Annotated in this window: 27 protein-coding genes and 1 tRNA gene; 22 read left to right on the top strand and 6 right to left on the bottom strand. The window is 51.6% G+C overall.

What is annotated here, in order from left to right:
* Nucleotides 1-17: 17 nt before the first annotated feature.
* From pyrH to rpmE, 10 genes are all read left to right on the top strand, one after another.
* On the top strand, nucleotides 18-740 hold the full coding sequence (pyrH, locus tag ABJU74_RS13215) for a UMP kinase (protein WP_348384731.1): 723 nt from the start codon (nucleotides 18-20) through the stop codon (nucleotides 738-740).
* A gap of 19 nt (nucleotides 741-759) precedes the next feature.
* Nucleotides 760-1,317, top strand: a complete 558-nt coding sequence (frr, locus tag ABJU74_RS13210; protein WP_348384730.1) for a ribosome recycling factor — start codon at nucleotides 760-762, stop codon at nucleotides 1,315-1,317.
* On the top strand, nucleotides 1,314-2,081 hold the full coding sequence (locus tag ABJU74_RS13205) for an isoprenyl transferase (RefSeq protein ID WP_348384729.1): 768 nt from the start codon (nucleotides 1,314-1,316) through the stop codon (nucleotides 2,079-2,081). Before frr ends, ABJU74_RS13205 begins: the two co-directional genes overlap by 4 nt.
* Before the next feature lie 3 nt (nucleotides 2,082-2,084).
* Nucleotides 2,085-2,891: a phosphatidate cytidylyltransferase gene (locus ABJU74_RS13200; RefSeq protein ID WP_348384728.1), complete on the top strand. Its 807-nt coding sequence runs from the start codon at nucleotides 2,085-2,087 to the stop codon at nucleotides 2,889-2,891.
* Nucleotides 2,888-4,060, top strand: a complete 1,173-nt coding sequence (locus ABJU74_RS13195) for a 1-deoxy-D-xylulose-5-phosphate reductoisomerase (protein WP_348384727.1) — start codon at nucleotides 2,888-2,890, stop codon at nucleotides 4,058-4,060. Before ABJU74_RS13200 ends, ABJU74_RS13195 begins: the two co-directional genes overlap by 4 nt.
* A complete protein-coding gene (gene rseP / locus ABJU74_RS13190; protein WP_348384726.1) occupies nucleotides 4,057-5,181 on the top strand; it encodes an RIP metalloprotease RseP in 1,125 nt (374 codons plus the stop codon). Before ABJU74_RS13195 ends, rseP begins: the two co-directional genes overlap by 4 nt.
* Nucleotides 5,182-5,315: 134 nt before the next feature.
* Complete coding sequence (gene bamA / locus ABJU74_RS13185; protein ID WP_348384932.1) at nucleotides 5,316-8,000, top strand: outer membrane protein assembly factor BamA; 2,685 nt, start codon at nucleotides 5,316-5,318, stop codon at nucleotides 7,998-8,000.
* Entirely contained in the window at nucleotides 8,000-8,650 is a 651-nt protein-coding gene (locus ABJU74_RS13180; protein WP_348384725.1) for an OmpH family outer membrane protein, read from the top strand. The genes bamA and ABJU74_RS13180 overlap by 1 nt, the downstream gene beginning before the upstream one ends.
* Nucleotides 8,651-8,656: 6 nt before the next feature.
* Entirely contained in the window at nucleotides 8,657-9,115 is a 459-nt protein-coding gene (fabZ, locus tag ABJU74_RS13175; RefSeq protein WP_348384724.1) for a 3-hydroxyacyl-ACP dehydratase FabZ, read from the top strand.
* Between the two features lie 120 nt (nucleotides 9,116-9,235).
* On the top strand, nucleotides 9,236-9,466 hold the full coding sequence (rpmE, locus tag ABJU74_RS13170) for a 50S ribosomal protein L31 (RefSeq protein ID WP_348384723.1): 231 nt from the start codon (nucleotides 9,236-9,238) through the stop codon (nucleotides 9,464-9,466).
* A 30-nt stretch (nucleotides 9,467-9,496) separates the two neighbouring features.
* Here the strand turns inward: rpmE and ABJU74_RS13165 are convergent, their stop codons facing one another.
* The 5 genes from ABJU74_RS13165 to ABJU74_RS13145 form a co-directional block, all read right to left on the bottom strand.
* Entirely contained in the window at nucleotides 9,497-10,444 is a 948-nt protein-coding gene (locus ABJU74_RS13165; RefSeq protein WP_348384722.1) for a biotin-dependent carboxyltransferase family protein, read from the bottom strand.
* Nucleotides 10,441-11,106, bottom strand: a complete 666-nt coding sequence (locus ABJU74_RS13160; RefSeq protein ID WP_348384721.1) for a carboxyltransferase domain-containing protein — start codon at nucleotides 11,104-11,106, stop codon at nucleotides 10,441-10,443. The genes ABJU74_RS13165 and ABJU74_RS13160 overlap by 4 nt, the downstream gene beginning before the upstream one ends.
* Nucleotides 11,103-11,861 carry a 5-oxoprolinase subunit PxpA gene (locus tag ABJU74_RS13155; RefSeq protein ID WP_348384720.1) on the bottom strand — a complete coding sequence of 253 codons (759 nt, stop codon included), beginning with the start codon at nucleotides 11,859-11,861 and terminating at the stop codon, nucleotides 11,103-11,105. The genes ABJU74_RS13160 and ABJU74_RS13155 overlap by 4 nt, the downstream gene beginning before the upstream one ends.
* Entirely contained in the window at nucleotides 11,858-13,045 is a 1,188-nt protein-coding gene (locus ABJU74_RS13150; protein WP_348384719.1) for an Nramp family divalent metal transporter, read from the bottom strand. Before ABJU74_RS13150 ends, ABJU74_RS13155 begins: the two co-directional genes overlap by 4 nt.
* Nucleotides 13,046-13,121: 76 nt before the next feature.
* The gene (locus tag ABJU74_RS13145) at nucleotides 13,122-13,763 is read right to left on the bottom strand and encodes a 2OG-Fe(II) oxygenase (protein WP_348384718.1); all 642 of its coding nucleotides are present in this window, start codon (nucleotides 13,761-13,763) and stop codon (nucleotides 13,122-13,124) included.
* 109 nt (nucleotides 13,764-13,872) lie between these two features.
* Between ABJU74_RS13145 and gspJ the strand changes: the two genes are divergently transcribed.
* The 4 genes from gspJ (at nucleotide 13,873) to ABJU74_RS13125 (ending at nucleotide 16,853) form a co-directional block, all read left to right on the top strand.
* The gene (gene gspJ / locus ABJU74_RS13140; RefSeq protein ID WP_348384717.1) at nucleotides 13,873-14,499 is read left to right on the top strand and encodes a type II secretion system minor pseudopilin GspJ; all 627 of its coding nucleotides are present in this window, start codon (nucleotides 13,873-13,875) and stop codon (nucleotides 14,497-14,499) included.
* The gene (gspK, locus tag ABJU74_RS13135; protein WP_348384716.1) at nucleotides 14,496-15,485 is read left to right on the top strand and encodes a type II secretion system minor pseudopilin GspK; all 990 of its coding nucleotides are present in this window, start codon (nucleotides 14,496-14,498) and stop codon (nucleotides 15,483-15,485) included. Before gspJ ends, gspK begins: the two co-directional genes overlap by 4 nt.
* 110 nt (nucleotides 15,486-15,595) lie before the next feature.
* Nucleotides 15,596-15,672 (top strand) — tRNA-His (locus tag ABJU74_RS13130).
* A gap of 131 nt (nucleotides 15,673-15,803) precedes the next feature.
* On the top strand, nucleotides 15,804-16,853 hold the full coding sequence (locus ABJU74_RS13125; protein ID WP_348384715.1) for a Glu/Leu/Phe/Val dehydrogenase dimerization domain-containing protein: 1,050 nt from the start codon (nucleotides 15,804-15,806) through the stop codon (nucleotides 16,851-16,853).
* Between the two features lie 14 nt (nucleotides 16,854-16,867).
* On the opposite strand, the gene ABJU74_RS13120 is transcribed toward ABJU74_RS13125, so the two are convergent.
* Nucleotides 16,868-19,057: an EAL domain-containing protein gene (locus ABJU74_RS13120; RefSeq protein WP_348384714.1), complete on the bottom strand. Its 2,190-nt coding sequence runs from the start codon at nucleotides 19,055-19,057 to the stop codon at nucleotides 16,868-16,870.
* Nucleotides 19,058-19,304: 247 nt separating this feature from the next.
* On the opposite strand from ABJU74_RS13120, the gene ccmC reads away from it, so the two are divergent.
* From ccmC to rpiB, 8 genes are all read left to right on the top strand, one after another.
* Nucleotides 19,305-20,021: a heme ABC transporter permease CcmC gene (gene ccmC, locus ABJU74_RS13115; RefSeq protein ID WP_348384713.1), complete on the top strand. Its 717-nt coding sequence runs from the start codon at nucleotides 19,305-19,307 to the stop codon at nucleotides 20,019-20,021.
* 124 nt (nucleotides 20,022-20,145) lie between these two features.
* Nucleotides 20,146-20,595 carry a cytochrome c maturation protein CcmE gene (ccmE, locus tag ABJU74_RS13110; RefSeq protein WP_348384712.1) on the top strand — a complete coding sequence of 150 codons (450 nt, stop codon included), beginning with the start codon at nucleotides 20,146-20,148 and terminating at the stop codon, nucleotides 20,593-20,595.
* Complete coding sequence (locus ABJU74_RS13105; protein WP_348384711.1) at nucleotides 20,592-22,529, top strand: heme lyase CcmF/NrfE family subunit; 1,938 nt, start codon at nucleotides 20,592-20,594, stop codon at nucleotides 22,527-22,529. The genes ccmE and ABJU74_RS13105 overlap by 4 nt, the downstream gene beginning before the upstream one ends.
* Nucleotides 22,526-23,053: a DsbE family thiol:disulfide interchange protein gene (locus tag ABJU74_RS13100; protein WP_348384710.1), complete on the top strand. Its 528-nt coding sequence runs from the start codon at nucleotides 22,526-22,528 to the stop codon at nucleotides 23,051-23,053. Before ABJU74_RS13105 ends, ABJU74_RS13100 begins: the two co-directional genes overlap by 4 nt.
* Nucleotides 23,050-23,475, top strand: a complete 426-nt coding sequence (locus ABJU74_RS13095) for a cytochrome c-type biogenesis protein (protein ID WP_348384709.1) — start codon at nucleotides 23,050-23,052, stop codon at nucleotides 23,473-23,475. The genes ABJU74_RS13100 and ABJU74_RS13095 overlap by 4 nt, the downstream gene beginning before the upstream one ends.
* On the top strand, nucleotides 23,475-24,128 hold the full coding sequence (locus ABJU74_RS13090) for a cytochrome C biosynthesis protein (RefSeq protein ID WP_348384708.1): 654 nt from the start codon (nucleotides 23,475-23,477) through the stop codon (nucleotides 24,126-24,128). The genes ABJU74_RS13095 and ABJU74_RS13090 overlap by 1 nt, the downstream gene beginning before the upstream one ends.
* Nucleotides 24,129-24,280: 152 nt before the next feature.
* Entirely contained in the window at nucleotides 24,281-26,221 is a 1,941-nt protein-coding gene (locus ABJU74_RS13085) for a potassium transporter Kup (protein WP_348384707.1), read from the top strand.
* A gap of 124 nt (nucleotides 26,222-26,345) precedes the next feature.
* On the top strand, nucleotides 26,346-26,783 hold the full coding sequence (gene rpiB, locus ABJU74_RS13080) for a ribose 5-phosphate isomerase B (protein WP_348384706.1): 438 nt from the start codon (nucleotides 26,346-26,348) through the stop codon (nucleotides 26,781-26,783).
* Nucleotides 26,784-26,788: the final 5 nt, after the last annotated feature.

Here is a 26,788-nt window from a genome sequence, read left to right as displayed (position 1 = left end):
ACTGGGATGGGATTTGCATGAAAAGACCAGCGTTTAAGCGCATTTTATTAAAGCTCTCGGGTGAAGCTTTAATGGGTTCAGGGGAATTTGGAATCGATCCAGAAACCGTGAATCGGATTGCTGCGGAAGTAAAGGCAGCGAAAGAGGCCGGCTTTGAACTCTGTTTGGTTGTCGGCGGCGGAAATATTTTTCGCGGCCTGGCAGCGGCGGCCAAAGGGTTTGATCGCACCAGCGCGGACTATATGGGCATGTTGGCAACGGTGATGAACGCCTTGGCTGTACAAAATGCACTCGAGCAAATGGGCTGTGATACACGGGTTTTATCCGCCATTCCCATGGCGAGCGTATGCGAACCCTATATTCGCCGCAAAGCCGTGCGCCACCTGGAAAAAGGGCGGATCGTAATTTTTGCAGCGGGCACTGGTAATCCTTATTTCACAACCGATACGGCCGCTGCTTTGCGCGCCGCGGAAATGGGTTGCGAAGCCTTGTTTAAAGGTACCAGCGTTGATGGCGTCTATGATGCGGATCCCAAAACCAATCCCGATGCGGTGCGGTATGAGGCGTTGAGTTTCGATCAGGTGCTTACAGATAATTTGAAAGTCATGGATGCCAGCGCTGTTGCCTTGTGCCGTGAAAATAATATTCCCATCGTTGTGTTCACTATTCGGGAACAAGGCAATTTGGCTACCGTATTGGGTGGCGCCGGGACTGCGACCATTGTCGGCGCATCAGAATAGAATCTAGGAGAGTATAGCCATGGCAAAATATGACAGAAGCGAACTTGAAAAACGCATGAAGGCCTCGCTGGAAGCCCTGAAGCATGACCTGAGCGGTTTGCGGACAGGGCGCGCCAACACCGCTTTGCTCGATAGTATCACGGTTGAAGTTTATGGCTCGAAAATGCCTTTAAATCAGGTCGCAACCGTTTCCGTACCCGAACCGCGCATGTTGTCGATTCAGGTCTGGGACAAGGGCAATATTCAGCCGGTGGAAAAAGCCGTCCGATCGGCTGGATTAGGGCTTAATCCAATGATTGATGGGCCCAATATTCGTTTGCCAATTCCGGATTTGACGGAGGAGCGCCGTAAGGAATTGGCTAAGTTGACAGGCCAATTTGCAGAAAAGGCGCGTATCGCCATCCGTAATGTGCGGCGCGACGGAATGGATGACATTAAAGCCGATGAAAATAAGAAGGAAATTGGCGAAGACGATAAAAAGCGTCTCGAAACCGAAGTGCAAAAACTGACCGACGAAATGATCGATGAAGCGGACAAGCTTTCTGCTGCCAAAGAGCAGGAAATTTTGACACAGTGAAGCTGGCGCCCTTCAAAAAAGGGTCGGCGGATCCCGATGACGAGGCCGCGCAAGCCGCGGATCTCACGCATGGTGCGCGCCATGTTGCGATCATTATGGACGGCAATGGCCGTTGGGCACAGAAAAAGCATCTCCCGCGGGCATTGGGCCACAAAAAGGGTGTTGAGGCCGTCCGCAACATCGTTCGCTCGGCAGGCGAAATAGGCCTTGAAGTCTTGACGCTTTACGCTTTTTCTTCCGAAAATTGGAATCGACCAGCGGATGAGGTTAGTGACCTGATGGGGTTGCTGCGCCAATATATTCAGGCGGATATTGACGAGTTTGATGATAATGGCATTCGATTGAAAGTGATCGGAAATTATCACGCGCTGGACAAGGATATTGTCGCGTTGATCGACAATGCCTTGGATCGAACCGCAAAAAATGATCGTATGACTTTGGCCATCGCACTTAATTATGGCGCGCGTGATGAAATGCTGCGGGCGGTTCAGGCTATTGCCGGGAAAGTGAAACAGGGCGCCGTAGACCCAGACAATATTACCGCCGATCACTTGTCCGATGCCTTGGATACCGCGGAATTGCCGCCACTGGACCTGTTGATCCGGACATCGGGCGAACTGCGTTTGTCCAATTTCCTACTGTGGCAAGCGGCTTATTCTGAACTTTATTTCACCGATACGCTGTGGCCGGATTTTGATAAACGGGAATTGCAGCGCGCTTTGCAATCATTTGGAGATCGGGACCGCCGTTTTGGTGGTCGCTAAACAATGAGCGATCCTATCCGTCCAACCGAAAAGCCGCCCAATGAGCTTTTGACCCGGATCATTGTCGGCGTGGCACTTGTGGCTGTTACCGTAACAACCTTGATCCTCGGAAACCATGAAATCGGCCGACACGCGCTTTGGTTGCTGGTCATCTTGATGGCGCTGGGAATATTATCAGAATGGGCTGAGTTAACAGGCCGTCGGGAAAATAAGCGATTAGCGCTCTATGCCTTGTCGGTTCCACTCGCGATCATGTCTTATTTGGCGGCGGGCCCGTCTTTTCTTGCTCTGGGTCTGATATTGGGTGCGGCGATGTTCATCGCAGTTTTTGATCGCTCCATTCAATTGTCCTTGGGTATAATTTATGCTGGATTACCAGCGCTTTCTATTCTGTTCCTCAGGGGAATTGACAATGGACTGTTGATTGTATTCTGGACTTTGGCCTTGGTGTGGGCGACCGATATCGGGGCTTATTTTTCCGGCCGAGCAATTGGCGGACCCAAATTGGCGCCGCGTTATAGTCCTAACAAAACCTGGGCAGGGTTAATTGGCGGTGTCATCGTGACCGCGCTGTTCAGTTACGTCTTGCATATATATTTTCAACTGCCCTTTCATCTCGTATTATTGAGCATTCCGCTAGCGATATTGGCGCAATTGGGCGACCTGTTTGAAAGTCAAATGAAACGCCGGGCTGGGGCGAAGGATAGCGGGACAATCTTTCCCGGTCATGGCGGGGTGATGGACCGATTGGATGGACTAATCCCCGTCGCTCCGGTCGTCGCAATCATCATGCTCTTTGGTTACTCATGAACGGTTCCGAGCGCCGTTCTGTCTCGATTTTTGGAGCCACCGGTTCTGTAGGCAGTTCGACACTTGATTTAATCCGATTGAATCCGGATCATTATGAAATTCTCGCATTAACGGCTCATAGCAACGCCGATGCTCTGGCGCAGTTGGCGATTGAATTTGATGCACAAGTAGCTGTAATTGCAGATAATTCCCAATATGATCGGTTGAAAGCGCTCCTGGCGGATACAAAGATTTCAGCGGCTGCAGGACCAGAGGCGCTCGTCGATGCGGCGCTGCTCGCCGCTGATTGGACCATGGCCGCGATTGTCGGCTGTGCTGGCTTGCTCCCCACTTTGGCGGCTTTGCGGAGCGGAAAAACAGTGGCTTTGGCCAACAAGGAAGCCTTGGTCTCCGCCGGTGCACTGATGATGACACAGGCTCAAAAAGCTGGTGCGACTCTCCTGCCCGTCGATTCTGAGCATAATGCGATATTCCAAAGCTTGCAGGGTGGGCATATCGGTCAAGTGCGCAAAATCACGCTTACTGCGAGCGGTGGGCCGTTTCGCACCTGGTCGAAAGAAAAAATGGCTACTGTAACGCCCGAACAAGCGGTGGCGCATCCCAATTGGGATATGGGGGCAAAAATTTCTGTCGACAGCGCGACGATGATGAATAAGGGCTTGGAACTGATCGAAGCCCATCATCTTTTTCCCATAGGCTTGGAAAATATTGAAATTTTGGTGCACCCGCAATCGGTGATCCATTCGATGGTAGAATATACGGACCGTTCGACGCTCGCGCAGTTGGGTTCCCCGGATATGCGCATTCCTATTGCGAGCGCTTTGGCATGGCCGGAACGCATGAAAACCGACTGTATGCCACTGGATTTGGCAAAAATTGGGCAATTGGAATTTGAGGCTCCGGATGAAGAGCGCTTCCCAGCCATCGCCCTTGCGCGCAATGCTATTCAAGAGGGTGGCGGTGTTCCTGCTATTCTAAATGCCGCCAATGAGATCGCGGTTGCCGCATTTTTAACAGGCGATGTTCAGTTTCTGGAAATCACCGAGATTGTATCGCGCATTATTGACAGCTATAGCCCAGCTGAGCCAACCGATCTGTCCGATATATTTGAGATTGACCGGGAAGCGCGAGCGCGAACAAAAGCGATGATTGAGGATGTTAAAGTTTGACTGAAAATCCAGGTATATTGCTGACATTATTTGCATTTCTGCTGACAATTGGTGTGCTCGTTTTCATCCATGAAATGGGCCACTATCTCGTCGGCCGTTGGTGCGGCGTAAAAGCTGATACTTTTGCTATTGGTTTTGGCAAAGAATTGGTGGGCTGGAATGATAAGCGCGGAACTCGTTGGAAAATCTGCGCTTTGCCACTTGGTGGTTATGTCCAATTTGCAGGCGATATGGATCCGGCAAGCACGCCCAGTGAAGATTGGCTGGAACTGCCGGCAGAAGAGCGCAATCAGACCTTTCAATCCAAATCCCTTTGGAAACGGGCGGCGATTGTTTTTGCTGGACCGGCGATTAATTTTCTCTTTGCGATCCTGATATTAGCGGGTTTTGCCTTGACCTTTGGTGAAAGTGTAACGCCGCCGGTAGTCGGGACGGTTGCGGAAAAATCGACAGCGGAAGAAATTGGCTTGCAGTCGGGTGATAAAATTATCTCGATTGGCAATGATTCTATTGCCCGCTTTACCGATTTATCGCGGGAAATTTCAATCATACCGGATGAGAAAGTCACTATCGTCTTTGAACGGGATGGAGAGACCATCACCAAAGACGCTACTATTGGCGTGCGTTTGGAACGCGATCGCTTTGGCAATGAATATCGCATTGGCTTGCTGGGTATATCGCCGGGACGAGTGGAACGGCGAGATGTGCCGCTTTGGGAAGCGCCCGTCGTGGCTACGCGACAAACCGGCGAAATTGTCGACTTAATCGTGACCACTTTGGGTCAGGTGATCAGCGGCCGGCGTTCCGTGAAAGAATTGGGCGGCCCGCTGAAAATCGCGCAAGTTTCGGGTGAACAATTTGTTGCGGGGCTTAGCCAATTCATATTCTTTGTAGCGTTAATCTCAATTAACTTAGGGTTCATCAACCTCCTGCCAATCCCCATGCTCGATGGTGGGCATTTGATGTTCTATGCCATAGAAGCGGTGCGGCGAAAGCCAGCCAATCCTATGGTTCAGGAATGGGCGTTTCGATCCGGCTTCGCGTTGGTTGTGATGTTCATGCTGATGGTAACGTTCAATGATCTGGCTTCATTTGGATTGTTCAAAGGGCTGTCTGGTTAATTGCCCGTTGATTGATTGGTCCGGTTGGGGCAGGGGGTTCGCAAAACATAGTGCAACTTTGCACTGGTTGGTAATTTAGAGTTTAAGGCGTGAAAGCGAGTTTGTCTGTGAAGCATAAAAAACGGCTGCTACCCATGTTGTTGAGTGGTACTATTTTGGCGGGCATTGCTGTGCCTGGTCATGCGCAGGAAGCCCCTGCTGCTGAGCCTTTATTGCCGGTGGATAATACGATCCGGTCGATTGTTGTAAACGGATCCCAGCGATTGGAATCGGGAACCGTGCTTTCTTACATGAAATTGCGTGTGGGACAGACTTACACCCAGGAAGCGGCTGACCAGGCGCTGAAAGATTTGTTTGAGACCGAATTGTTTAAGGATGTCAGCATCCGTAACAATGCCGGTGCGGTCGTTATTGACGTGGTAGAAAACCCGGTGATCAACCGGATTTTGCTGGAAGGCAATAAGCGGATCAAGGAAGATAAGATTCGTCCCGAAATCCGTTTGGCGCCGCGTCAGATTTTCACGCGATCAAAAGTGCGCGCCGATGTCGCCCGGATTGTTGAGCTCTATAAGCGCAAAGGTCGCTTTGCTGCTAGCGTTGAACCCAAAATGGTGCAGCTCGAACAGAATCGGGTGGATATTGTTTTCGAAGTCAATGAAGGCCCGAAATCAAAAGTGCAGCAGATTAACATCATCGGCAACGAAGTGTTTTCTGACGGGAAGCTGCGCGGTGAAATGGCCACGAAACAAGCGCGTTTCTATCGGTTCTTCAGCTCCAGCGATACCTATGATCCTGACCGTTTGGCCTTTGACCAACAAAAGCTGCGGCAATTTTATCTAACCGAAGGCTATGCTGATTTTCGGGTGATTTCGGCCGTGGCAGAACTCACACCTGACAAGAAAGACTTTATCATCACCTATGTGGTGGAAGAGGGTGAGCGGTATAAATTCGGAGACGTCACCGTTGAAAGCGATATTCGCGATTTCACAGCCGACACTTTAACGCCTTTATTGCCGATGGAAGAAGGCGATTTTTATAACGCCAAGCAAGTGGAAGATACGGTGGAACGCCTGTCTGAAACTGCCGGTCTTTTTGGTTATGCCTTTGCCGATGTGCGGCCACAATTTAACCGCGACAAAGAAACCCTCACCATGGGGATTAACTTCAAGGTTGCGGAAAGTGACCGCGTCTATGTCGAGCGCATTGATATTAACGGCAATACATTGACCGTCGATAAAGTGGTGCGCCGTGAATTCCGCTTGAACGAAGGCGACGCCTTTAACAGTTTCCAGGTCAAACGCTCTGCCAACCGCATTAAGTCGCTAGGCTTTTTCCAGGACGAATTGGAAATTGAACAAAAGCCAGGCAGCGCTCCGGACCGGATTGTTTTGGAAGCCAATGTCGAAGAACGGGCAACCGGCGAATTACAGCTCTCAGCCGGTTTCTCCAGCGTCGAAAATTTCATTTTGCAAGCCTCGGTGCGGCAACGCAACTTCCGCGGTAAAGGTCAGGAATTGCGCGCCAGCGTGAGCTATTCCAGCTTCTCGCAATCGATAGAATTGGGCTTTACCGAGCCCTATTTGTTCGATCGTAACATTGCCGTTGGCGTTGATCTGTTCCGCCGCGATTTGAACAGCTTTAACTTTGTCGGCAGTGACCGTGAGACGACATTTGAACAGCTCACCACCGGGTTCCAGGTGCGGGCGGGTGTTCCGATCACCGAATATTTTTCTGCATCCCTGCGTTATGGCTTGAGCTTTGACGACGTGACCCTGGATCCGAACCTGTTCTTCACCGACTTTAATGCGGATAATATTCGCGGGAATAGCGCGGAAGATATTTGTGATCCGTTGGTGGCTGGTCGTTTCTTATGTGACGCCATTGGCAAACGCACCACATCCTCTATCGGCGCCTCGCTGATCTATGATGATCGTGATAACCGCGTTCGTCCAACTCGCGGTCAAACCATAGTCGGCAGTTTGGACTTTGCGGGTCTTGGCGGGAGCGTCAAATTTCTCAAAGGCCGTATCAATGGTGCGAAATACTGGCGTCCATTTGGTCAGTTTATTTTCTCGCTGAGCGGTGAAGCTGGTTATATTCACCCGCTCGAAGATCGCGGCAGCGCAGCGGATGGCATTGATGATGTCCGTCTGACCGACCGTTTCTTCCTCGGTGAACCGCAAATTCGCGGCTTTGATATTCGCGGCGTCGGACCGCGCGTTGTTCGTAACTTCACCACACCGGCGCTTGATGATAATGGCGTGCCGTTCAACCAAATTGTTATCAACGAAAATGGTCAACGGACGGACGATGCCATTGGTGGCCGGGCTTATTATTTGGCACGGGCTGAACTGGAAATTCCATTGGGTTCCGGTGCGCGGGAATTGGGCCTGAGACCATCAATATTTGTTGATGTCGGCGCGGTGTTCAATGTGACTCGACCCATTTTGCAAAATCCACAATTTGTAGGTCAGCTGAATGTTCGGGATGCCAATGGTGACCCAACGTTCACCACCGATGCCAATGGCAACCAAATTCCAGTAACTATTATTGCACCAGCCTTTTTGCGGACCAATTCCGCCGGAGAAGTTGTGCAAACGCCGCAAGCCACCGATGCTGCGGGCAATCCATTCCCGATTGCGACGACCTTTACCGAAACATTTTTTGGCGATAGTGCCAGTCCACGACTTTCCGTTGGCTTTGGTGTCAACTGGAACTCTCCATTCGGTCCGTTCAGGATCGATGTAGCGCGCGCTCTTCTCAAAGAGCCTGGTGATGACACCAAGCTATTCACTTTCAATGTAGGAACACAATTCTAATGACTTTTACCACTAAGACGATTTTGAAATCGGCCGCTTTGGCTCTCGCAACCCTGTCGGTTCCGGCCATGATGTCCGCGCCAGCAGCAGCCCAGTCGCGCACTAGCATTGCTGTTGCGAATTATGAGGCCGCAGTTGTCCGTTCGCAAGCCTATCGGACGGCTGTGGAGCAGATGAAAACCACCTATAAGGCGGATATTGATGCGACCAATGCTCGGGCCACATCACTGCAAACGGAAATCAAGCCTTTGGTTGACGCCTATAATGCCGCCGTTCAACAGCCCGGCGCTACGCAGACCACTGTGCAACCGCAAGCCCAAGCTTTGCAGGCCAAGCGTCAATCTGGTCAGCAAGAATTGGCTCGTTTGCAACAGCGCGTCACGCTCGCCACCGCTTATGTTGAAGAGCAAGTGGGTATGAAACTGAACGATGCCATTAAAGCGACCATGAAAGCGAAAAATGTTGATTTGGTCCTTCAACCTCAAGCTGTTGTAGCGCGGGAGCCTTATGTCGATATTACCGAAGCCATTGTAGCGGAACTGAATAAACTAGTGCCTTCTGCTTCGATTACGCCGCCAGCCGGTTGGAAACCAGGCCAAGCGCAGCAACAAGCGCAACAGCCTGCCGCAGCCCAGCCATCTGGCCGGTAAGAACTGATGTCTGAATCGCTGGACTATGACGTCACCAAAGTGATGGCGGTGCTTCCGCATCGCTATCCGATGTTGCTGGTTGATCGCGTTGAGGAATTGGTCAAGGACGAATCCATTCGGGCAGTCAAAGCTGTTTCAATGAACGAAGGGTTTTTCCAAGGCCATTTTCCCGGCCGACCGATTATGCCTGGTGTCATGATTGTTGAAGCGTTGGCGCAAGCCGCTGGTGTTTTGGCCATGGAAAGCTTTGGTCTCGTTGGATCCGGAAAATTGGTGTATTTCATGGCGATTGATGGCGCGAAATTCCGCAATCCTGTGGAACCGGGTTGCCTCTTGTCGCTTAACGTCGAATTTGTTCAAAAACGGCCGCGCGTGTGCAAATTCTATGGCAAAGCCATGATCGGTGACAAATTGGCTGCTGAGGCCAGTTTTACTGCCATGATTGCCGATCCACCAAGCGCCTAATCGGTTCAGACAACCGCAAAAGAACCTTGCACTTTTTGGCAACGGCGGCTAATGCGCCGCTTCGCAGACAATGAATCGCTTAGGGATCTGGTCGGAAACCAGCCCGTTTTGGAGCATGAAATGAAAAAAGATACGCATCCCGATTATCACATGATCAAGGTTCAGATGACCGACGGTACTGTGTTCGAAACCCGCTCTACATGGGGCAAAGAGGGTGACACATTGCAATTGGATATCGATCCCACTTCGCACCCAGCATGGACGGGCGGCAACCAACGTCTTCTCGATTCCGGCGGACAGGTTGCGCGCTTTAACAAACGTTTTGGCGGTTTGTCTCTCAAGAAAAATTAATTGGTGGCGGCAGCGGCGAATAGCCTCTGCTCACCAAAAATTCATCGTGCCCAGCCACGGTTCCACTAACGCCAATTTCTGGCGATAGATAGCGGCTGCCTGTTCGGTGGTTATGTGGACAAATTGAATGTTTGCACCGCTCCGCATCTGCCCGATCATGTGACGATCGGCCCGAATGACTTGTGCAATTCTGGCGTAACCCCCGGTTGTCTGAGCGTCGGAACCCAATAAATAGGCTTGGCCATCCGGCGGGCATTGTATGGTCCCGGGAAAAACCGCTGCGCTTTTGATATCCGCTGCATTTTGTGGATCGAGATCAAGGCCTTGCAAATTTAGACCCATGCGATTGGCGCGGGCTCCAACCGTGGCGATCTGATCAAATAATCGGTTTTGCGAGGCGTTGCTGAGCCGATGAAATTCCGGTCCGGTCGTGAGGCGGATGATAAACTTGTCGGAAATAACCGGCTGCATTGCAGCCGGAGTCTGTTGGTCTTTTGGTAACGCGTCGGGCAGCAAATCAGCCTGAACATGATCACCCATTTGCAAGGCACGACCCTCAAATCCGCCGAGACCAACGCTCATGATGGTGGATTGGCCGCCTAACAGCGTGTCCGCAGCAATGGCGCCGCCGAGCGCCAAATAGGACCGGCAACCGTGCCGGGCAGGGCCGATGTGAATTTCATCATCAGGTTCGACCAAAATCCGTTGATGCAATGGCTGCGTTTGACCATTGATATGAAAATAGTCAGCGGCACCGGTGAGCGCAATTGCCATTGGCTGTTCCGCCCGGAATTTCGCATCATCCAATGTCATCTCCAGAGCCAGAGCATCATTAGACTTGCCCACCAATTTATTGGCAAGCGCCAAGGATAAGCAATCTGCAGCGCCCGCCGCGGGCATGCCAAGATGGCGATGGCCTTTATAAGGCGCGCCTTGCAAGCTGGTCTGCAGTCCCGCTTTGATGACAGATAATGTCATTCCCTTTGATCCTCGAGAATGGCTTCAAATTCTAACATGCTGACGGGGTCAAAGCGAACGCGCTGGTGGGCCTTTAGCAATGTGGGCGGATTTTTTGCCGGGTGGAATAATCGTCGTGGGGTGCGGCCAATAATGGGCCAACCTCCCGGGCTAGCGAAGGAATACAGGCAGTTTTGTTGACCGATCAAACCAAGAGAGCCGGCGGCAACATGCTGTCGAGGCTGAGGCAAGCGGCCAATATCAACAATATCCGTATCGCATTGGAGATAGGCAAAGCCGGGCAGGAAGCCCAGCATCGAAACGGTAAACACCAATTGGCTGTGCCATGCAGGGAAATCTGTAATGGATAGCCCGAGCCTGTCTGCAACCCCATTAATGTCGGGCGCAAAGCGAACGTCATAGCAGATTGGAATGGACAAGACGGTGGAGGCGCGCACTGCGGTTTCTCCGATATTCTGCAGATCTTGCCAAAATATATCAGCTGCATCGCTCGGATCTATTTGCGCTGAGTTAAATTGCACGGCTATCGTATCGATGCCGCCAACCACTTCCTGCCAGATCGGCTGCTTGTCGGTTGCTTCTATGGCGGCTTGGACCTGGGCGATGGACGATAGCGGGCAGGTCAACCAGTCATCGCTTATGTAAATATCCGAGCGTTTCATGGACTGGGTGCGGAAATGATAATATCTTGTTCTTCCAAAGCGTTACGCATGATCTGAGCGGTGGTCAAAGCACCGGCGCTATCGGAATGGAGGCATAATGTATCAGTCTGAATGAGTTTTAAACCGTTCCCGGATGTGCGGATTGGTAAGCCTTGCGCCAGCGCCAGTCCTTGCGCCACACGCTGATCTTGTGCCGAGATGACCGCGCCGTCTTGGGTTCGCGGTGTGAGCCGGCCGGCCGGTGTATAGAGCCGATCAATAAAAGCTTCAGCGATGAACTGCACATTTCGTTCAAGCGCCAGATGATGAACGGTGGACTGAGCCATGCTCACCAGCGTCAGATTCTCGGTCGCAGCAATATCGACCAATATTGCCGCCAACGTCTCATCGTCCTGCGCATCATTATACAAAGCACCATGGGGTTTGAGATGGACAATTTTGGTGCCGATTTCGGCCGCCAGATTCGCCAAATCTTGAAGCTGTTCATGCAGGCTGATTGCAAGATCGCTTGGTTCGATGACGATGCGCGTTCGACCAAAATTCTCGCGATCCGGATAAGAAGGATGGGCACCAGCAGATACCGTTTTGTCTTTTGCGGCTTTCAGCATCGCGCGCATGGTAACAGGAGAACCGGCATGGCCACCGCAGGCAATATTGCAGCTTGAGATGATGTCCATCATGGCAATGTCGCGTTCGATGGCTGCGGGGCTTTCATCTTCCCCAAGATCGGCATTGAGATCAATCGTCTCATTCATGGCCACCATCCCATAGCCCGGGAGATCAGACGAATGCCCAATAAAAGGGTGATCGCCAATATCACAGTCCCGGCCAGATTGGCTTTCCATCCATTGACATGCGCGCCCAGCAATTTGCTATCATTGGCAAGCTTGAGGAGAAAAATGGCGATGATCGGAAGCAGGAGCCCATTGGCGATTTGAGCAACGAAGATAATTTCAACCGGTTTATAGTTGAGCAACGCGCCAATCGTGCCGGACAATATGACCAGCAAGGCGCCAATGCGAAATGGCATTTTAGTGGGGTTTCTGTCCGGTTTGGCAAAAATTTCTTGAACGATATAGCCCGTCGCGAGCGGCGCCGTAATAGCCGAAGTAAGCCCGGCCGCGAATAATCCAGCTCCCAAAGTGGCGCTCGCAAAACGGCCAAATAGGGGGTTAAGTTGCTCGGCCATATCCACTGCATTGGAAATTTCTTTGCCAGTGCCAAAAAGACTAGCGGCAGCGGTTGCCAAAATCGCGATGGAAACCAGCCCGCCCAATCCGATGGAAAAGGCGCTGTCGGTTTGGGCTTCTGCCAGATCAGACGGTTCAGACCAGCGCTGTTTGACGCTCGCAGCGTGCAGAAAGAGATTATAGGGCACTATCGTTGTTCCGATCAACGCAATGGCGGTGAGCAAGCCGCCTTGCGGAAGGGATGGAATAAAACCGTTCAAAATGGCGCTGATATCCGGCCGTGTGATTAGAAAGGTAAGCAAAAAGGCGGCGCACATGACCAGAACCATCGCGATCAAAATTCGTTCAACCCAGCGGGGTTTGGATAGGATAATCAAGCTCGCGGCTACCAAAGCAATACCGATAGTCACCAGCGCGCGATAATCAGATACATTGCTATGCAACGCTTCCAGCCCGAGCAGCGCGCCGGAGATATTACCGGCTTCATACGCGGCATTGCCGAGCGCCAAGGCGGTCATCAAGAGCAAGGCGGACAGCCAACGCAGAAGGGGTGAAGCCATTGTTTGCATCATGGCTTCGGCCAATCCCATATTCGCAACCAGAGCAACCCGCACGGCAATGGCTTGTAAGATCATTGTGGTAATGGTCGCGAAAGCCAATGCCCAGATGAGCGCAAAGCCAAAATTGACACCCGCCAATGTACAAGCCGTGACCGTACCGGGACCAATAAAGGCCGCAGAGACCATCATCCCGGGCCCTGGTCGATAACTACCGATTTTCATAAAATAGATCGCAAACTGGATGTCCCTATATATCGCGGCTGAATCAAGACCAACTCCAAGCTTTTTCACGGAACCATTTGGTGAGAACATATTTGGTTCCGCGGCGAACCTTCATCCCGTGATGCATGGTCTCGCTATTGACGCTGCCATCCGCGGTCAGATTATTCCAGCATAAAAGATTTCCGGTAGCCGGAGTGAATTTCTTGTTGAGCCGCACAAAGCGGGTGGCTCCACCTGCAATGGGTTCGTTGAGGTAGATCATGAACGTCCAGGTGCGTTGGCCGGAAATGGTGCAAAATTTTTCAAAATCGGTGCCTTTGGGGTCAAAAAAATCCGTGTGCGCTTTAAATTCCTGCCCTTCACCATAGCGCTGTCCCTGCAGCGGCTCACCATAGCGGGGATGAAGATTGGCAAAGTCACAAATTTGATTGTCAATCTCGGTGACGAAAGGATCTCCATGATCCAAATCGCAGGTTTCGCTTGTTCGGAAATAGTCATCGCCATTGGCATCGGCGATGGTTGATGGCCGCCGTTTTTCATCAATCCGCTCGATCAATTGCACGCATTGATCGGCAGTGAGAAAATTTTTCAACTGGCACAATTCTATCTTTCTACTGGGAAAGCGCTGCACTTGGCCCAATGCGACGAGATAGTCAGCCGAGGTCATATTATTATTCTGTGTCATCAAACGGTCCGAAATTGCTCATAAACCTTGTCCGCTAGACTAGTTGAAAATCGACAGGTCGCAACAGCTCTTTGCGGCCGCCTTGAATGCGGATATAGGCAAAAGCGAAATGGCAAATCCAAGCGATCCTCAACTGGACAGGTTCCAGACGCAATCCGGCTTCACCCTCGTGGAGATGATGGTCGCCTTGTTTCTGTTTTCTTTATTGTCGGTGGCAGGCGTTGTTTTGCTACGCAGCGCGGTCGATAGCAATGAAGCTACCGATGCCAGACTCGGTGAAATGGCGCAAATGCAGCGCCTTATTTCGCTTATGGAAGCGGATTTGAGCCAGGCCCTGCAACGGCCCTATCGTGATGAAGATGGCGACCGTGTAGCCGCTTTTATCAGCCAGCGCGAAACAGGTGGGCGCGGCTTTTTGTCTTTCACGCGGGGCGGACAAAGCAATATTAACAACGCCCCTCGATCCAATATGCAGCGCGTCTCCTATCGATTAAACAATGGCCGTCTGGAGCGTTCACAACATGAATCAACCGATGGTGGCGCGCAAAGTGAGCCGGCAATATTGCTCGAAGGCATTAGCGCGCTGGAACTGCGATTTCGTACCAAGCGCGGTCAATGGGTCAATCGCTGGCAGACAGAACGCCTAAATGACTTGCCTCGCGCCGTCGAATTGCGCTTTGCCTTGGCCGGTCGTAGCTATCGGCACGTCTTTTTGGTTGGGACGGGATATTTATGAAACCGTCTTTCCCGTTTGATACGCATGAGCGCGGCGCGGCCCTCTTAACGGTATTATTGCTAGTGGCGGTGATTGCAGTGCTCGCGGCCCATGGGATTGACCGATTGGCCGGGGCCACCAAATTGGCATCCAATACGCGCGAATTGAGCCAAGCCAAGGCCTATCTTGTTGCTGCGGAATCTCTCGGCATGCAATCGGCCGAACAAATTGTCAGCCAATCGCCCGGGCGCACAACCAATTTGGGGGGATGGAACGGACAAGAACAGCGTTTTCCGGTTCCCGGAGGGGTGATTAGCGCGGCCCTAACCGACGGCGGCAATTGTTTTAATATCAATAGTCTGGTGAGCCAAAATGATGCGCAGCTCACTGCTCGACCGGAAGGGCAAGCCCAGTTTATGCGCTTGATGGCATTGCTTGAAATACCATCCGGAGCAGCCATTGAAATTGCAGAATCGGTGACCGATTGGATCGATAGCGATAACATTGCCTCGCCGCGCGGAGCCGAGGATCAGCATTATGCCCAGTTGGAAAAACCCTATCGTACCGCCAATGCAGTGCTGATTGATATTAGCGAATTGCGACCTATTAAGGGCGTGACCAGCGATATATATGCGCGTTTGGCGCCTTGGCTCTGTGCTTTGCCGACCACCGACTTGTCACCGATTAATATAAACACATTACGACCCGAACAAGCCGTTTTGCTGGCCATGCTTTCGAACCGTCCTGATCTCTTGCAATCTCGCCAGTTTTTGGGCCGCCGCAATGATAGCGGTTATGGCAGCCTCAATGATTTCTGGGCAGAACCCATTCCGGCTGGTTTTCTTGCGCCGTCGGAGGTTCAAGGACAGGTCAAACTGAAAACCCGCTGGTTCCGGCTTGATGTAGCGGTGGAAATGCAAAGCGCCTTGGTTGAAGAACGGGCCTTGATCGATGCCGCTCGGCGCCCAGCGCGGTTGGTCCATCGTCAGCGCGGAGATGCATTGTGAAGGCGAATATCGATTCATTGGAATTGACTGCGCTAAATACTTGACGGCAACCCCCATGCATCCCTATGCAGCGCGGCGCAGCAGGCCGGTTTATTGGCCTTGTGATTGTGGCGATCGTAGCTCAGTTGGTTAGAGCGCCGGTTTGTGGTACCGGAGGTCGGGGGTTCGAGACCCCTCGGTCGCCCCATTTAAAATCACATTGTCAGTCTATTCAAATGGTTAGCGGTTCCTGGCACGAATTGGAGTGACAAATGTAGTTTGTAATATTATTACGCTATTGCCAAATAATATTACTTATCGAGTGAGGAGCTCTTCCAAATGTCAGTAATGTGGGACCTGCCAGATTTTGACGGCCATGAAGCTGTCCATTTTTTTCATGATGTGGAAACCGGTCTCAGCGCGATTATTGCCCTGCATTCCACGCATCTGGGGCCGGGCGCTGGCGGCACACGTTTCTGGCATTATGAGAATCGGGAAACCGCTGTGACCGATGCCTTGCGCCTTTCGCGCGGGATGAGCTTTAAAAATGCCATGGCTGACTTGCCGCTAGGGGGCGGGAAAGCTGTTATTTTGGCAGACCGTAACCGCTCGAAATCCAGTGATATGATGGCAGCTTTTGGCCGGATGATTGATTCTTTGGGTGGTCGGTATGTGACAGCAGAAGATGTCGGCATCAGCACCGCAGATATGGTCGCAGTCTCGAAACATACGCCTTATGTATCTGGTTTGCCAGTTAGCGATCAAAGTGAAGCGGGAGGCGATCCCGGACCATTTACTGCTATGGGCGTCTATCTCGGCGTAAAAGCGGCGGTGAAGCACAAGCTTGGCCGAGACTCAATGGAAGATGTCCATGTTGCTATTCAAGGCGTCGGCAGTGTCGGCGGCGGCTTAGCGCGATTGCTTGCCAAAGAGGGCGCGAAGTTAAGTATTGCCGATATTAACAAGGACCATGCCGCGGCTTTGGCGGCTGAAATTGGGGCCGAAATTGTCGGCCTGGATGAAGTGATGCGTTTGGAAGCAGATGTGTTTAGTCCCAATGCTTTAGGCGCTATATTGGATAAAGTTTCTATCGCTCATCTTAATGTTCCAATCGTCGCTGGCGGGGCCAATAATCAACTGGCAACACCGGAAGACGGGCAGCGCATTTTTGATCGCGATATTCTTTTCGCGCCCGATTATGTCATCAATTCCGGCGGTATCATCAGCGTCGGTTTGGAATATCTGGGTGACAGCGATGTCGATGAGGTCAAGCGACGGATTGAAAAAATACCGGCCCGATTGACCGATATCTGGGAACAGAGCGCGGCGAGAAAACTGCCTTCTGCGGAAGTGGCTGACAATATTGCAAGCGCATTAATCGGGCGCTAGTCGGCCGATGATTATCAGACCACAACCTGCATAAATTTCGGTTTGCTGGATGGTTCGGAGGCATTTTGTGCCAAAGGATAATTACCCGGTGGCAAGGCGGCTAGCGGCATGCCCGCTGCAGCAAGATCATAAGGGGATACCCGGTGGCGTGTACACAAACCGCCAGCCCCATCGCTGATCAGCGGTGTTTCAAATTCTGTGGCCACAGTGGCTTCCTTGGCGCGCAAAACCTTGCAGATCACCAATTGTCCGCCGCCCAGGTCCAGGACCAATTTCGTGTCAATGGGAACACCTAACATTCCTTCAAACCGGGCTCCTGTTTTGGACAGGTCACGCATCACCACTTCATAGCGATGATCTTCATGAATCGCGCCAATACGGCGGAAGACAGTGCGTCGGTCCTGACGATAAAGATCGGGACCATCGGGTTCGATTTTAAATGCACCACTGCCAAGTTTCTCGTCAATTTCTTCCAGCCGCAACGCTTTGGAATAGATCCATCCTTGAATATAGCGCGCGCCTTTTGAGCAAACCAGATCGAATTGATCAAAAGCCTCCACTCCTTCAACGGTTGTTTCCATACCCAAGGCTTCGGACAGGCTGACAATAGCAGCGATAATCTTGGCGCTATTCTTGTCTTTCTGGGTACAGGAATCAACGAAGCTTTTATCGACCTTAATCTTGTCAAAGGGCGCTGACCGCAGATAGCTGAGCGAAGAATAGCCGGTGCCGAAATCATCTAGAGCCAAGCGAACGCCCAATTCCTTCAAGATTTTGAACGTGTTGTCGATGGTTTCGCTGTCGCCCATGAAAACACTTTCGGTGAGTTCCAATTCCAGGCGCTCGGGATCGAGCCCGCTGGCGGCAAGCGCATTCATCACAATTTCGGGGAAACCGCTATTGGCAAATTGAACGGCGGAAACATTGACGGCTATTCTGACAGATTTTGGCCATTGCAACGCGTCATGACACGCTTTGCGCAGCGCCCATTCGCCCAGTTGATTGATCAGGTTCAGCTCTTCGGCAATCGGAATGAAAACCCCGGGGCTGACCGCGCCGCGTTCCGGGTGCACCCAGCGCATAAGCCCTTCAAAGCCGACAACCATATGATCGTCAGTGCGCACAACCGGTTGGTAATGGAGCTCGAGCTCATCATTATCCAAAGCGACCCGCAGATCTTCGACCAGCAGGCGGCGCTCTTCTTCTTCGTCCTTCAAATCCGCAGAATAGAATCGATATTGACCGCGCCCCGAATTTTTCGCGGCATATAGCGCAAGGTCCGAACTGCGGACCAATTCTTCTTTGTCGACGCCGTCATAAGGCGCAACGGCTATGCCGATAGACGTGCCGATGACCGCACTTTTGTCATCAATGGGATAAGGCTGCGATACAATTTTGACAATTTTTTCGGCTATTTCGCCTAGTTTTCCGCGATCGTCGAGATCGGGTAAAATCACCTGAAATTCATCACCGCCAAGTCGTCCGATTTCGCCGCGATCACCGATAATTTTACGCATCCGGATGGCCACTTGTTGCAGCAGCTCATCTCCGGCAGGATGCCCCATCGTATCATTGACCTGCTTGAACCGGTCAAGATCGAGCATCATGATCGCACAGCTGCGGCCGGCTGCTTTAAACGCGCCCAATATGCCATTCAGTTGATTGTCCATACGGTGTCGATTGGACAGGCCGGTCAAAGAATCAAATTCCGCAAGCCGCGAATCTTCCAGCTTGCGCTGATATTCAATCGTCACATCTTTGGCACTGCCCCGATAGCCTTGAAACTCGCCAGCGGCATCAAATTTGGGGTGAGCGGAAACCATCCACCATGTCGGTCGATCTTTGTCGCCCAAAGTTGTGGGTACGCGGCGCAAAACGAGATCGTGCAATTTGCTCCGTCTGCTCAATTGATAGTGGAGCGGTCGATCTGATTTTTCATCGGGATTGTCCGGATCATTTTCAAACAAGGCCGTAAGTGGTTTTTGCAGAATATCATCAACCGGCATATTCAGATTTTCAGCGGCCTTTTCGGAAAGATAAACGAATCGCCCTTCTGCATCCGTTGCCCAAAGCCAATTAATCCCTGCTTGTTCAAAATCATCGAGTACTTCCAGCCGCTTCGCTTGATTTTGCGATGCATGACTAGAGTGCGATTCATGAGATGAATCGCTTGCAAATGCCTTGAGTAAACCTTTTACAGCCATAGAAAATTTTTAACCTCAGCCCCACTCAGAGTTAATTCTGGTCCTGTTGCTGCCAAGTGTAGCGGTTCATGGTTACTATTGCGCTAACGCGGCTGATTTATCTTTGGGTAAAAAGTTAAATATGCTCGACGAAAGGTCGGAATGCATCTGGCCGACAAAAACACTTGTCGCTGCGCAACAGTTCTGCCATCAAAAAGCCAATTTCCTACTGGTCGCTCAGTAGCTAGAGGCAAATACCGTTTTTTAAATGCACGCTTACGCAAATCCTACTCGCTTTCTTTCGCTCGCCAGACCATTGACTCTTTGGTTTTTAATCCTTGGTCTGGTGCTGGTTGCGCTGGGTTCTGCCTATGGAATATTATATGCGCCAGCGGATCGTCTGATGGGCGATAGTGTGCGGATTCTCTATGTGCATGTGCCCACAGTCTGGTTGGCCATGGGGGGATGGACCTCCATCGCTATAGCCAGCATTGTCCAAATTGCTTGGCGCCATCCTTTGGCTGCTGTGGCTGCACGGGCTGTCGCGATACCCGGCGCACTTTTTACCGCATTGGGACTTTTGACCGGATCCATTTGGGCGCGGCCGACATGGGGCACCTGGTGGGTATGGGATGGCCGCGTGACTTCGGTTCTGGTCCTGTTTTTTCTGTATCTCGCTTATATTGCTCTCGCCAACGCCAGCAGCGAGAAAAGCGGCGTCTCCCGGGTAACCGCGATATTTGGTATTGTCGGCGCGATAAATATCCCGATTATCAATCGTTCGGTAATATGGTGGAACAGCCTCCACCAGCCGGCCAGTATCACGGTGGGCGGATCCTCTATCGACAGCGCTTTTCTCTGGCCGCTGATCGTCAATGTTATTGGATTTAGTTTGCTATTCGGCGCGATAGTGTTGATGCGCATGCGAGCGATTTTGGCCGATACCAAAGTTGAAGCGCGTATGAAAAGGATGGCGGCAGAATGAATCATTGGCCCTTTGTCATTGCATCTTACGCAATTGTGCTGATTGGCACAGCGATTGTAATTGTAGGCAGCTATGTGGCGATGCGAAATTCCGAAGCCAGAGCCGCGAGATTGAGTAAACGCAAATGAAGGCGAAACATCAAAGACTATCCCTAGCCATTCTCGCATTGGTCGCCTTGATCGGTGCAGGTTTGCTGGCCATGTTCGCGCTGCAAGATCAGGCCAATTATTTCTATACGCCAGCTGATATTGTCGCCAAAAAACCGGCTGCGGGTCAATCCATCCGTTTGGGCGGCATGGTGGAACAGGGGTCTATCCAACAGGCTGCTGATGGGGTGACGGTTAACTTTATTGTGCATGATGGTAGCGCGCGCCAGCCAGTTATCTATACTGGAATCACCCCCGACTTATTTGTCGAAGGATCCGGAGTAGTGGCCGATGGAAAATTGACCAGTGATGGTTTATTTGTCGCTGATAGTTTGCTTGCCAAACATGATGAAAATTATGTGCCCCGTGAATTGGAAGGCATTGATATGACTGGCAATATGACACCAGCGGACACATTGGTCGAATGATCGCAGAAGCCGGTCTTATTGCGCTGTGGTTGGCCGCCAGTATGGCGGTACTGCAATTTGCGCTATGTGCCATTGGTTTGGCGAAACAGCAGGAAGAATTTTTCGCTGCCATCCGTCCTGTAGCCATTGCACAGGGTATTTTGGTGGCGATTTCATTTTTGCTGCTGGTTTGGCTATTTGTCCGGTCCGATATGTCGGTCAAACTGGTGGTCGCCAATAGCGTTGCGATTAAACCGCTTATCTACAAGATTTCCGGTGCATGGGGCAATCATGAAGGATCGATGCTGTTGTGGATAGCGATCATGGGGGTTGCGGGTGCCTGTATCGGAATTTTTGAACGCAATTTGAAGACCAAGACGCTTGTCACCACATTGGGCGCTCAGGCCTTTATCAGCATCGGTTTCTATGCCTATTTGCTTATGGCTTCCAATCCGTTCGAACGGATATTTCCAGTTCCTGCAGATGGTCAAGGATTGAATCCGCTTTTGCAGGATGTCGGTTTGGCGCTGCATCCACCCACGCTTTATGTGGGCTATGTGGGCTTGTCTGTGGCGTTTTCCTTCGCTGTCGGAGCCATGATTACGCGCGATGTTGGGCCGGAATTTGCCAAAGCCATGCGGCCATGGGTTCTGGGCGCCTGGGTGTTTCTGACTCTGGGCATTACCGCAGGCAGTTACTGGGCTTATTATGAGCTGGGTTGGGGCGGCTGGTGGTTCTGGGACCCGGTTGAAAATGCATCGCTTATGCCCTGGCTGGCTGCCACAGCCTTGCTGCATTCGGTGACCGTTTTGGCAACCCGCGATGGTTTGCGGGCCTGGACCTTGATGCTTGCGGTTGTGGCTTTTTCAATGTCGATGATCGGTACTTTTTTGGTCCGATCCGGCGTGCTCACCAGTGTTCATGCTTTTGCCGTCGATCCTACGCGCGGTAGCTTTATTCTGGCGCTGCTGGCGCTTTATATTGGCGGTGCGATGGCCCTATTTGCGCTGCGCGTCGGTGCCGTCAAAGAGGGTTCGCAATTTGAACCGATCAGCCGGGAAGGGGCATTGGTTGCCAATAATCTTCTGTTGTCGGCGATTTTAGGGATTGTCTTTATCGGCACGCTATATCCGCTGTTTGTTGAGGGGATGAGTGACGAACAAATTTCGGTTGGCCCGCCTTATTTTAATCTCGCAACCGGGCCCATTGCATTGATCTTGGTGGCCATCATGGCGGCAGGACCGTTGTTGCGCTGGCGGCGCGATAGCGCAAAGGCGTTGCTCAACCGCATTTCCATTCCGGTTTTTCTGTCCGCCGCTGCCTTATTCGCACTGGTCCTGTTGACCACATCAATGACCCCGCTGCCTTTATTGGGGCTTGCTCTTGCTGCCGGTGTTGCCGTCGCCAGTTTTGCGCCTTTGTGGAAGCGGAATCTTCGCCGAACACCGATGCATATTTACGGCATGATCATCGCGCATTTCGGAATAGCTGTGGCGCTTGTCGGCATGGCTTCTGAAACGAGCTTTACCGAAGAAAAACTGGTCGCAGCAGCGCCTGGAGACGAGATTATCGTCAATGATTGGAAAGTAAAATTTCTCGCGATTGAACCGGTTGCAGGTCCAAATTGGACCGCTCTGGAAGCGAGGCTAACCGCGCAATATCAAGCAGAATCCATTCACGAAATTGCTCCCCAGAATCGCATGTTTGCCGCTGCTCAAATGCAAACCAGTGAAGCGGCTTTGCTGACACGCTGGAATGGTCAACTTTATGTGGTGTTAGGCGACAGCGATGATCAAGGACGCTGGCAGTTGCGGATTTGGTGGAAACCATTTGTCACGTTAATCTGGTATGGCGGCGTCTTGGTTGCCCTGGGCGGCTTGCTCGCTATGATCGGTCGCCTGCGCCGAGCGGTCCGGCAGAAACGACAACGAGCTTATGCAGAGCTGGTGCTATGAACCGTTGGCTCTTGTGGATCCCCTTGGTGATTTTTGCCTTGTTTTTCGCAATTGTAGCGGGCGGTTTGATGCGGCCGAAAGACAATATTATAGAATCAAAAATGGTCGGCAAACCGATGCCGGAATTTGTTCTCCCGGCGGCAATTGAACAGCGGCCGGCCTTGGCGACCGCCGATCTTGCAAATGGTAAGCCGCAATTGCTCAATATTTTTGCTAGCTGGTGTGTGCCTTGTATCGCTGAAGCTCCGCAATTGCTTGCATTGGAAAAAGCCGGCGTTGAGATTAACGGCATTGCGAGCCGTGACACGCCGCAGGACATCGCGAATTTTCTCAACCGATGGGGTAATCCCTACACACGGATCGGAACGGATGTGCGCAGTGCCGTCCAGTTGGAACTCGGCTCTTCGGGTGTACCAGAAACATTTGTTATCGATGGTAATGGCGTGATCGTCCATCAGCATATTGGCGATATTCGCAAAGATGATGTCGCAGATTTGCTTGAGATACTGGAGAAAGCCCAATGATGCGTCTGCTGACATTTTTGCTGCTTCTCGGTGCTGTTCCCGCTGCGGCGCAAAATGCCTTGCCAGCATCGCCCTATGCGCATCAACAGCTCGAGGATCCAGCGAAAGAAGAACAAGCACGCAGCCTGATGGAAGAGTTGCGCTGCTTGAAATGCCAAAGCCAATCCATAGCCGACAGTGATGCGCCGATGGCGGGTGATATGCGCAGCCAAGTGCGCGAACGTATTGCCGCCGGAGCCACGCCCGAAGAAGTGCGCAGTTGGTTGATTGATCGCTATGGCGATTGGGTGACTTATAAGCCGCCGGTGAACGCGGTAACTGGTCCGCTTTGGATCGCTCCGATCATTTTGCTTATCCTCGCAATTTGGCTTGCCCGAGGGTTGTTTCGGCGCCGGAATAAAAGCGAAAAGGAAAGCGGCTAATGGGCTGGATTATATTGACTGCCATGGTTTTATGCCTTTTTGGGTTGCTGATTTACTTTGGAAAACTCCCGCGTACCGCTTTTGAGTTGACGGCGGCTGCGCTGTTGCTTGGGGTCGCAGGCTATGCTTGGCAAGCCAATCCAGGCATGGCCGGTGTGTCGGTTGAACCCAGCGAAAAACCAAATAGTTTTGACGAAAAAAATATTGAATCGCGTCAGGAAATGGGAGAACGCTTTGGCAGCGCGCAGCAATGGCTGACCTTTTCAGATGCATTGAACCGGAGCGGTAAACATGGCAGCGCGGCCAATTATCTGCGCAATGGAGTGAAGGAGCATCCCAATAATCCCGATCTATGGGTCGGATTGGGTAATGCATTGGTTGTGCACGCCGATGGTGTGATCACACCGGCCGCACAATTTGCCTTTCAAAAAGCTGCGGATATTTCGCCCGAACATCCCGGTCCACCGTTTTTCCTGGGCATGGCATTTGCACAATCGGGCAAGATCGATCAGGCGCGTGTGATTTGGACCGAGCTTTTGGAACGCAGTCCAGAAGAGGCGCCCTGGCGTAAAGATCTCGAGTCGCGCTTGGCCGCTATGGAGCAAATGCAGCCATCGCTTCCGGCCTCCGAATCCGCTGAACCGCCGAAGTAAAATATAATGATTCCAGCAATTTGAATGCCATAGCTGTCGGTTTAGTTGCGTGCTATAAAGCCCCATGCTAATCGCGCGCGCTTGTCCGATCAGAAGCGCAGTCACAGCGATTTTGGTTCGACCCAATCAGGGGACCGCTAAAACGGCAACCAATGTCTGAATCGACGCCACAACCAAAACGGAAACGCAATCGCGTCATCCAACCGCATGGCTCACGCCAAGAAGGTAGCGCCGTTGCCAAGTTGGCGGCTGGTGCCATTGGGATTGTCTTCGGTGATATTGGAACCAGTCCGCTATATGCTTTTCGGGAAACATTCGTTGGCGCCCATCCGCTGGAACTGGATAGATTGCATGTTCTCGGCGTTGTCAGTTTGATCTTTTGGTCGATGACTTTGGTTGTCGCCATTCAATATGTCACCATCTTGATGCGCGCAGATAATAAAGGGCAGGGCGGTTCTCTGGCCGTTGTGGCTTTGTTGTCCGGGGCATTGCGACGATCAAAATTTGGCTGGGTGGCGATATTATTAGGGGTGTTTGCAACTTCGCTTTTCTATGGCGATAGCATGATTACGCCCGCGATTTCGGTATTGTCGGCGGTCGAAGGCCTCACCGTTGTGAATAGCGGATTACAACCGATGGTCATTCCCATTGCCGTGGGATTGCTGGTTTTCTTATTCGTCATTCAGTCCCGCGGAACGGCAAAAATTGGCGCGCTTTTTGCGCCGGTCATGTTTGTCTATTTTGTTGTTATTGCCATTTTGGGATTAACCCAGATCGTGCAAACGCCGGAAATTTTATTGGCTCTTAATCCTTGGTATGCCGTGCAATTTTTCCTGATTGACGGTTTTAAGGCCTTTTTGGCTTTGGGGTCTGTTGTTTTGGCAGTGACCGGCTCAGCGGCTTTATTTGCCGATATGGGGCATTTTGGGCGCAAACCGATGCGGATTGCTTGGTTTGGTTTTGTCATGCCCGCTTTGCTTTGCAATTATTTCGGACAGGGGGCGATGATTATCGGTCTGGATCAGTCCGATGCGGCTGCCGCTATTCAAAACCCTTTCTTCTTGCTCGCTCCAGAAATGCTGCGGTTGCCGTTGGTGATTCTGGCCACAATGGCGACATTTATCGCGAGCCAAGCGGTTATATCCGGTGCGTTTTCGGTTACCCATCAAGCCATTCAATTGGGTTTCATTCCACGCTTGACGGTCAAACATACCAGTGCATCGGAAGCAGGACAGATTTATATCCCGGTGATCAATTGGACAATCATGATTGCCGTGTTGATTTTGGTTCTTACCTTCCAAAGTTCCAGCAGCTTGGCCTCGGCTTATGGCATTGCAGTTACCGGAGCGATGTTGATCGATACTTGTCTATTGGCGGTGCTGGTGTTCACTTTGTGGAAGTGGAAATGGTGGTATGCGGTCCCGCTCATTGCATTATTCTTTGTGGTCGATGGTGCGTATTTTGCCGCTAATCTAACCAAGGTCCCGCAAGGGGGGTGGTTCCCGTTGATGGTTGGAGGAATCGCCTTTTTGCTGCTGACCACCTGGGCAAAGGGCCGCAAGATCATGCGGGAAAATATGGCCGAGGCAGCCATGCCCATCGAAATATTCACGAAATCAGCCAAGAACAGTGCGACGCGCGTGCCCGGAACCGCGATTTTCATGGCCTCCAATTCCGTCGGCGTTCCTTCGGCATTGCTGCACAATATCAAGCATAACAAGATTATTCATGACCGTGTCGTGGTGCTGACCGTTAATATCAAAGATGTGCCCTATGTTGAGTTTGAACATCGTATCGAGGTGAAAGATCTCGGCGACGGTTTTTATCGGCTCATTCTCAACTATGGTTTCATGCAAGAAACTGATGTACCTGCAGCGCTGAAAAAAGTGACTCAATGTGGCATGGAGTTTGACATGATGACCACGAGCTTCTTCTTGTCGCGCCAAACATTATTGCCATCAGAAAAGCCGAAAATGATGATCTGGCGTGAAAAAATATTCGCCTGGATGCTCCGCAATGCGGCGACCGCAATGGAGTTTTTCAAGTTGCCGAGCAACCGTGTGGTTGAATTGGGCAGTCAAATGGAAATCTGATTTTCCCGATTATTCCAGCTTCCCGATTTTTTCACTGAAAAGCGCAATATTTTGTGGCCTAAGCCAATTGGCTCCACTAGATACCGGATCATCGATTCTCCTCTTGGTCCAAGGAAAACCAACTATGCGCATCGCCATTGCTTCTGATCATGCTGCATTAGAGATGAAATCTGCATTGGTAGAATGGCTTAGTGAAGCGGGCCATGATGTGGATGATTTGGGACCAAATAGTGCCGACAGTGTCGATTATCCGGACTATGGCTATAAATTGGCAGATGCAATTGCCTCCGGACGCGCCGAACGCGGTGTGGCTTTGTGCGGATCGGGCATTGGCATTTCGATGGCGGTAAACCGCAATCCCGCGTGTCGTTGCGCCTTAGTCTCTGAAGGCCTCTCGGCGCAATTGTCGCGTGAGCATAATGATGCCAATATCATCGCCATGGGCGCACGCTTGATCGGTTTGGAGACCGCAAAACATTGTTTGGATAAATTTTTGACAACTCAATTTGGTGGGGATCGGCATCAGCGCCGTGTGGACAAATTGTCTGACCCGCAAGTGTAAAGACG

Origin of the sequence: Parasphingorhabdus sp. (genome assembly GCF_039982415.1) — a bacterium.
Classification (GTDB): Bacteria; Pseudomonadota; Alphaproteobacteria; order Sphingomonadales; family Sphingomonadaceae; genus Parasphingorhabdus.
This window is presented reverse-complemented; position numbering and strand designations above follow the sequence as displayed.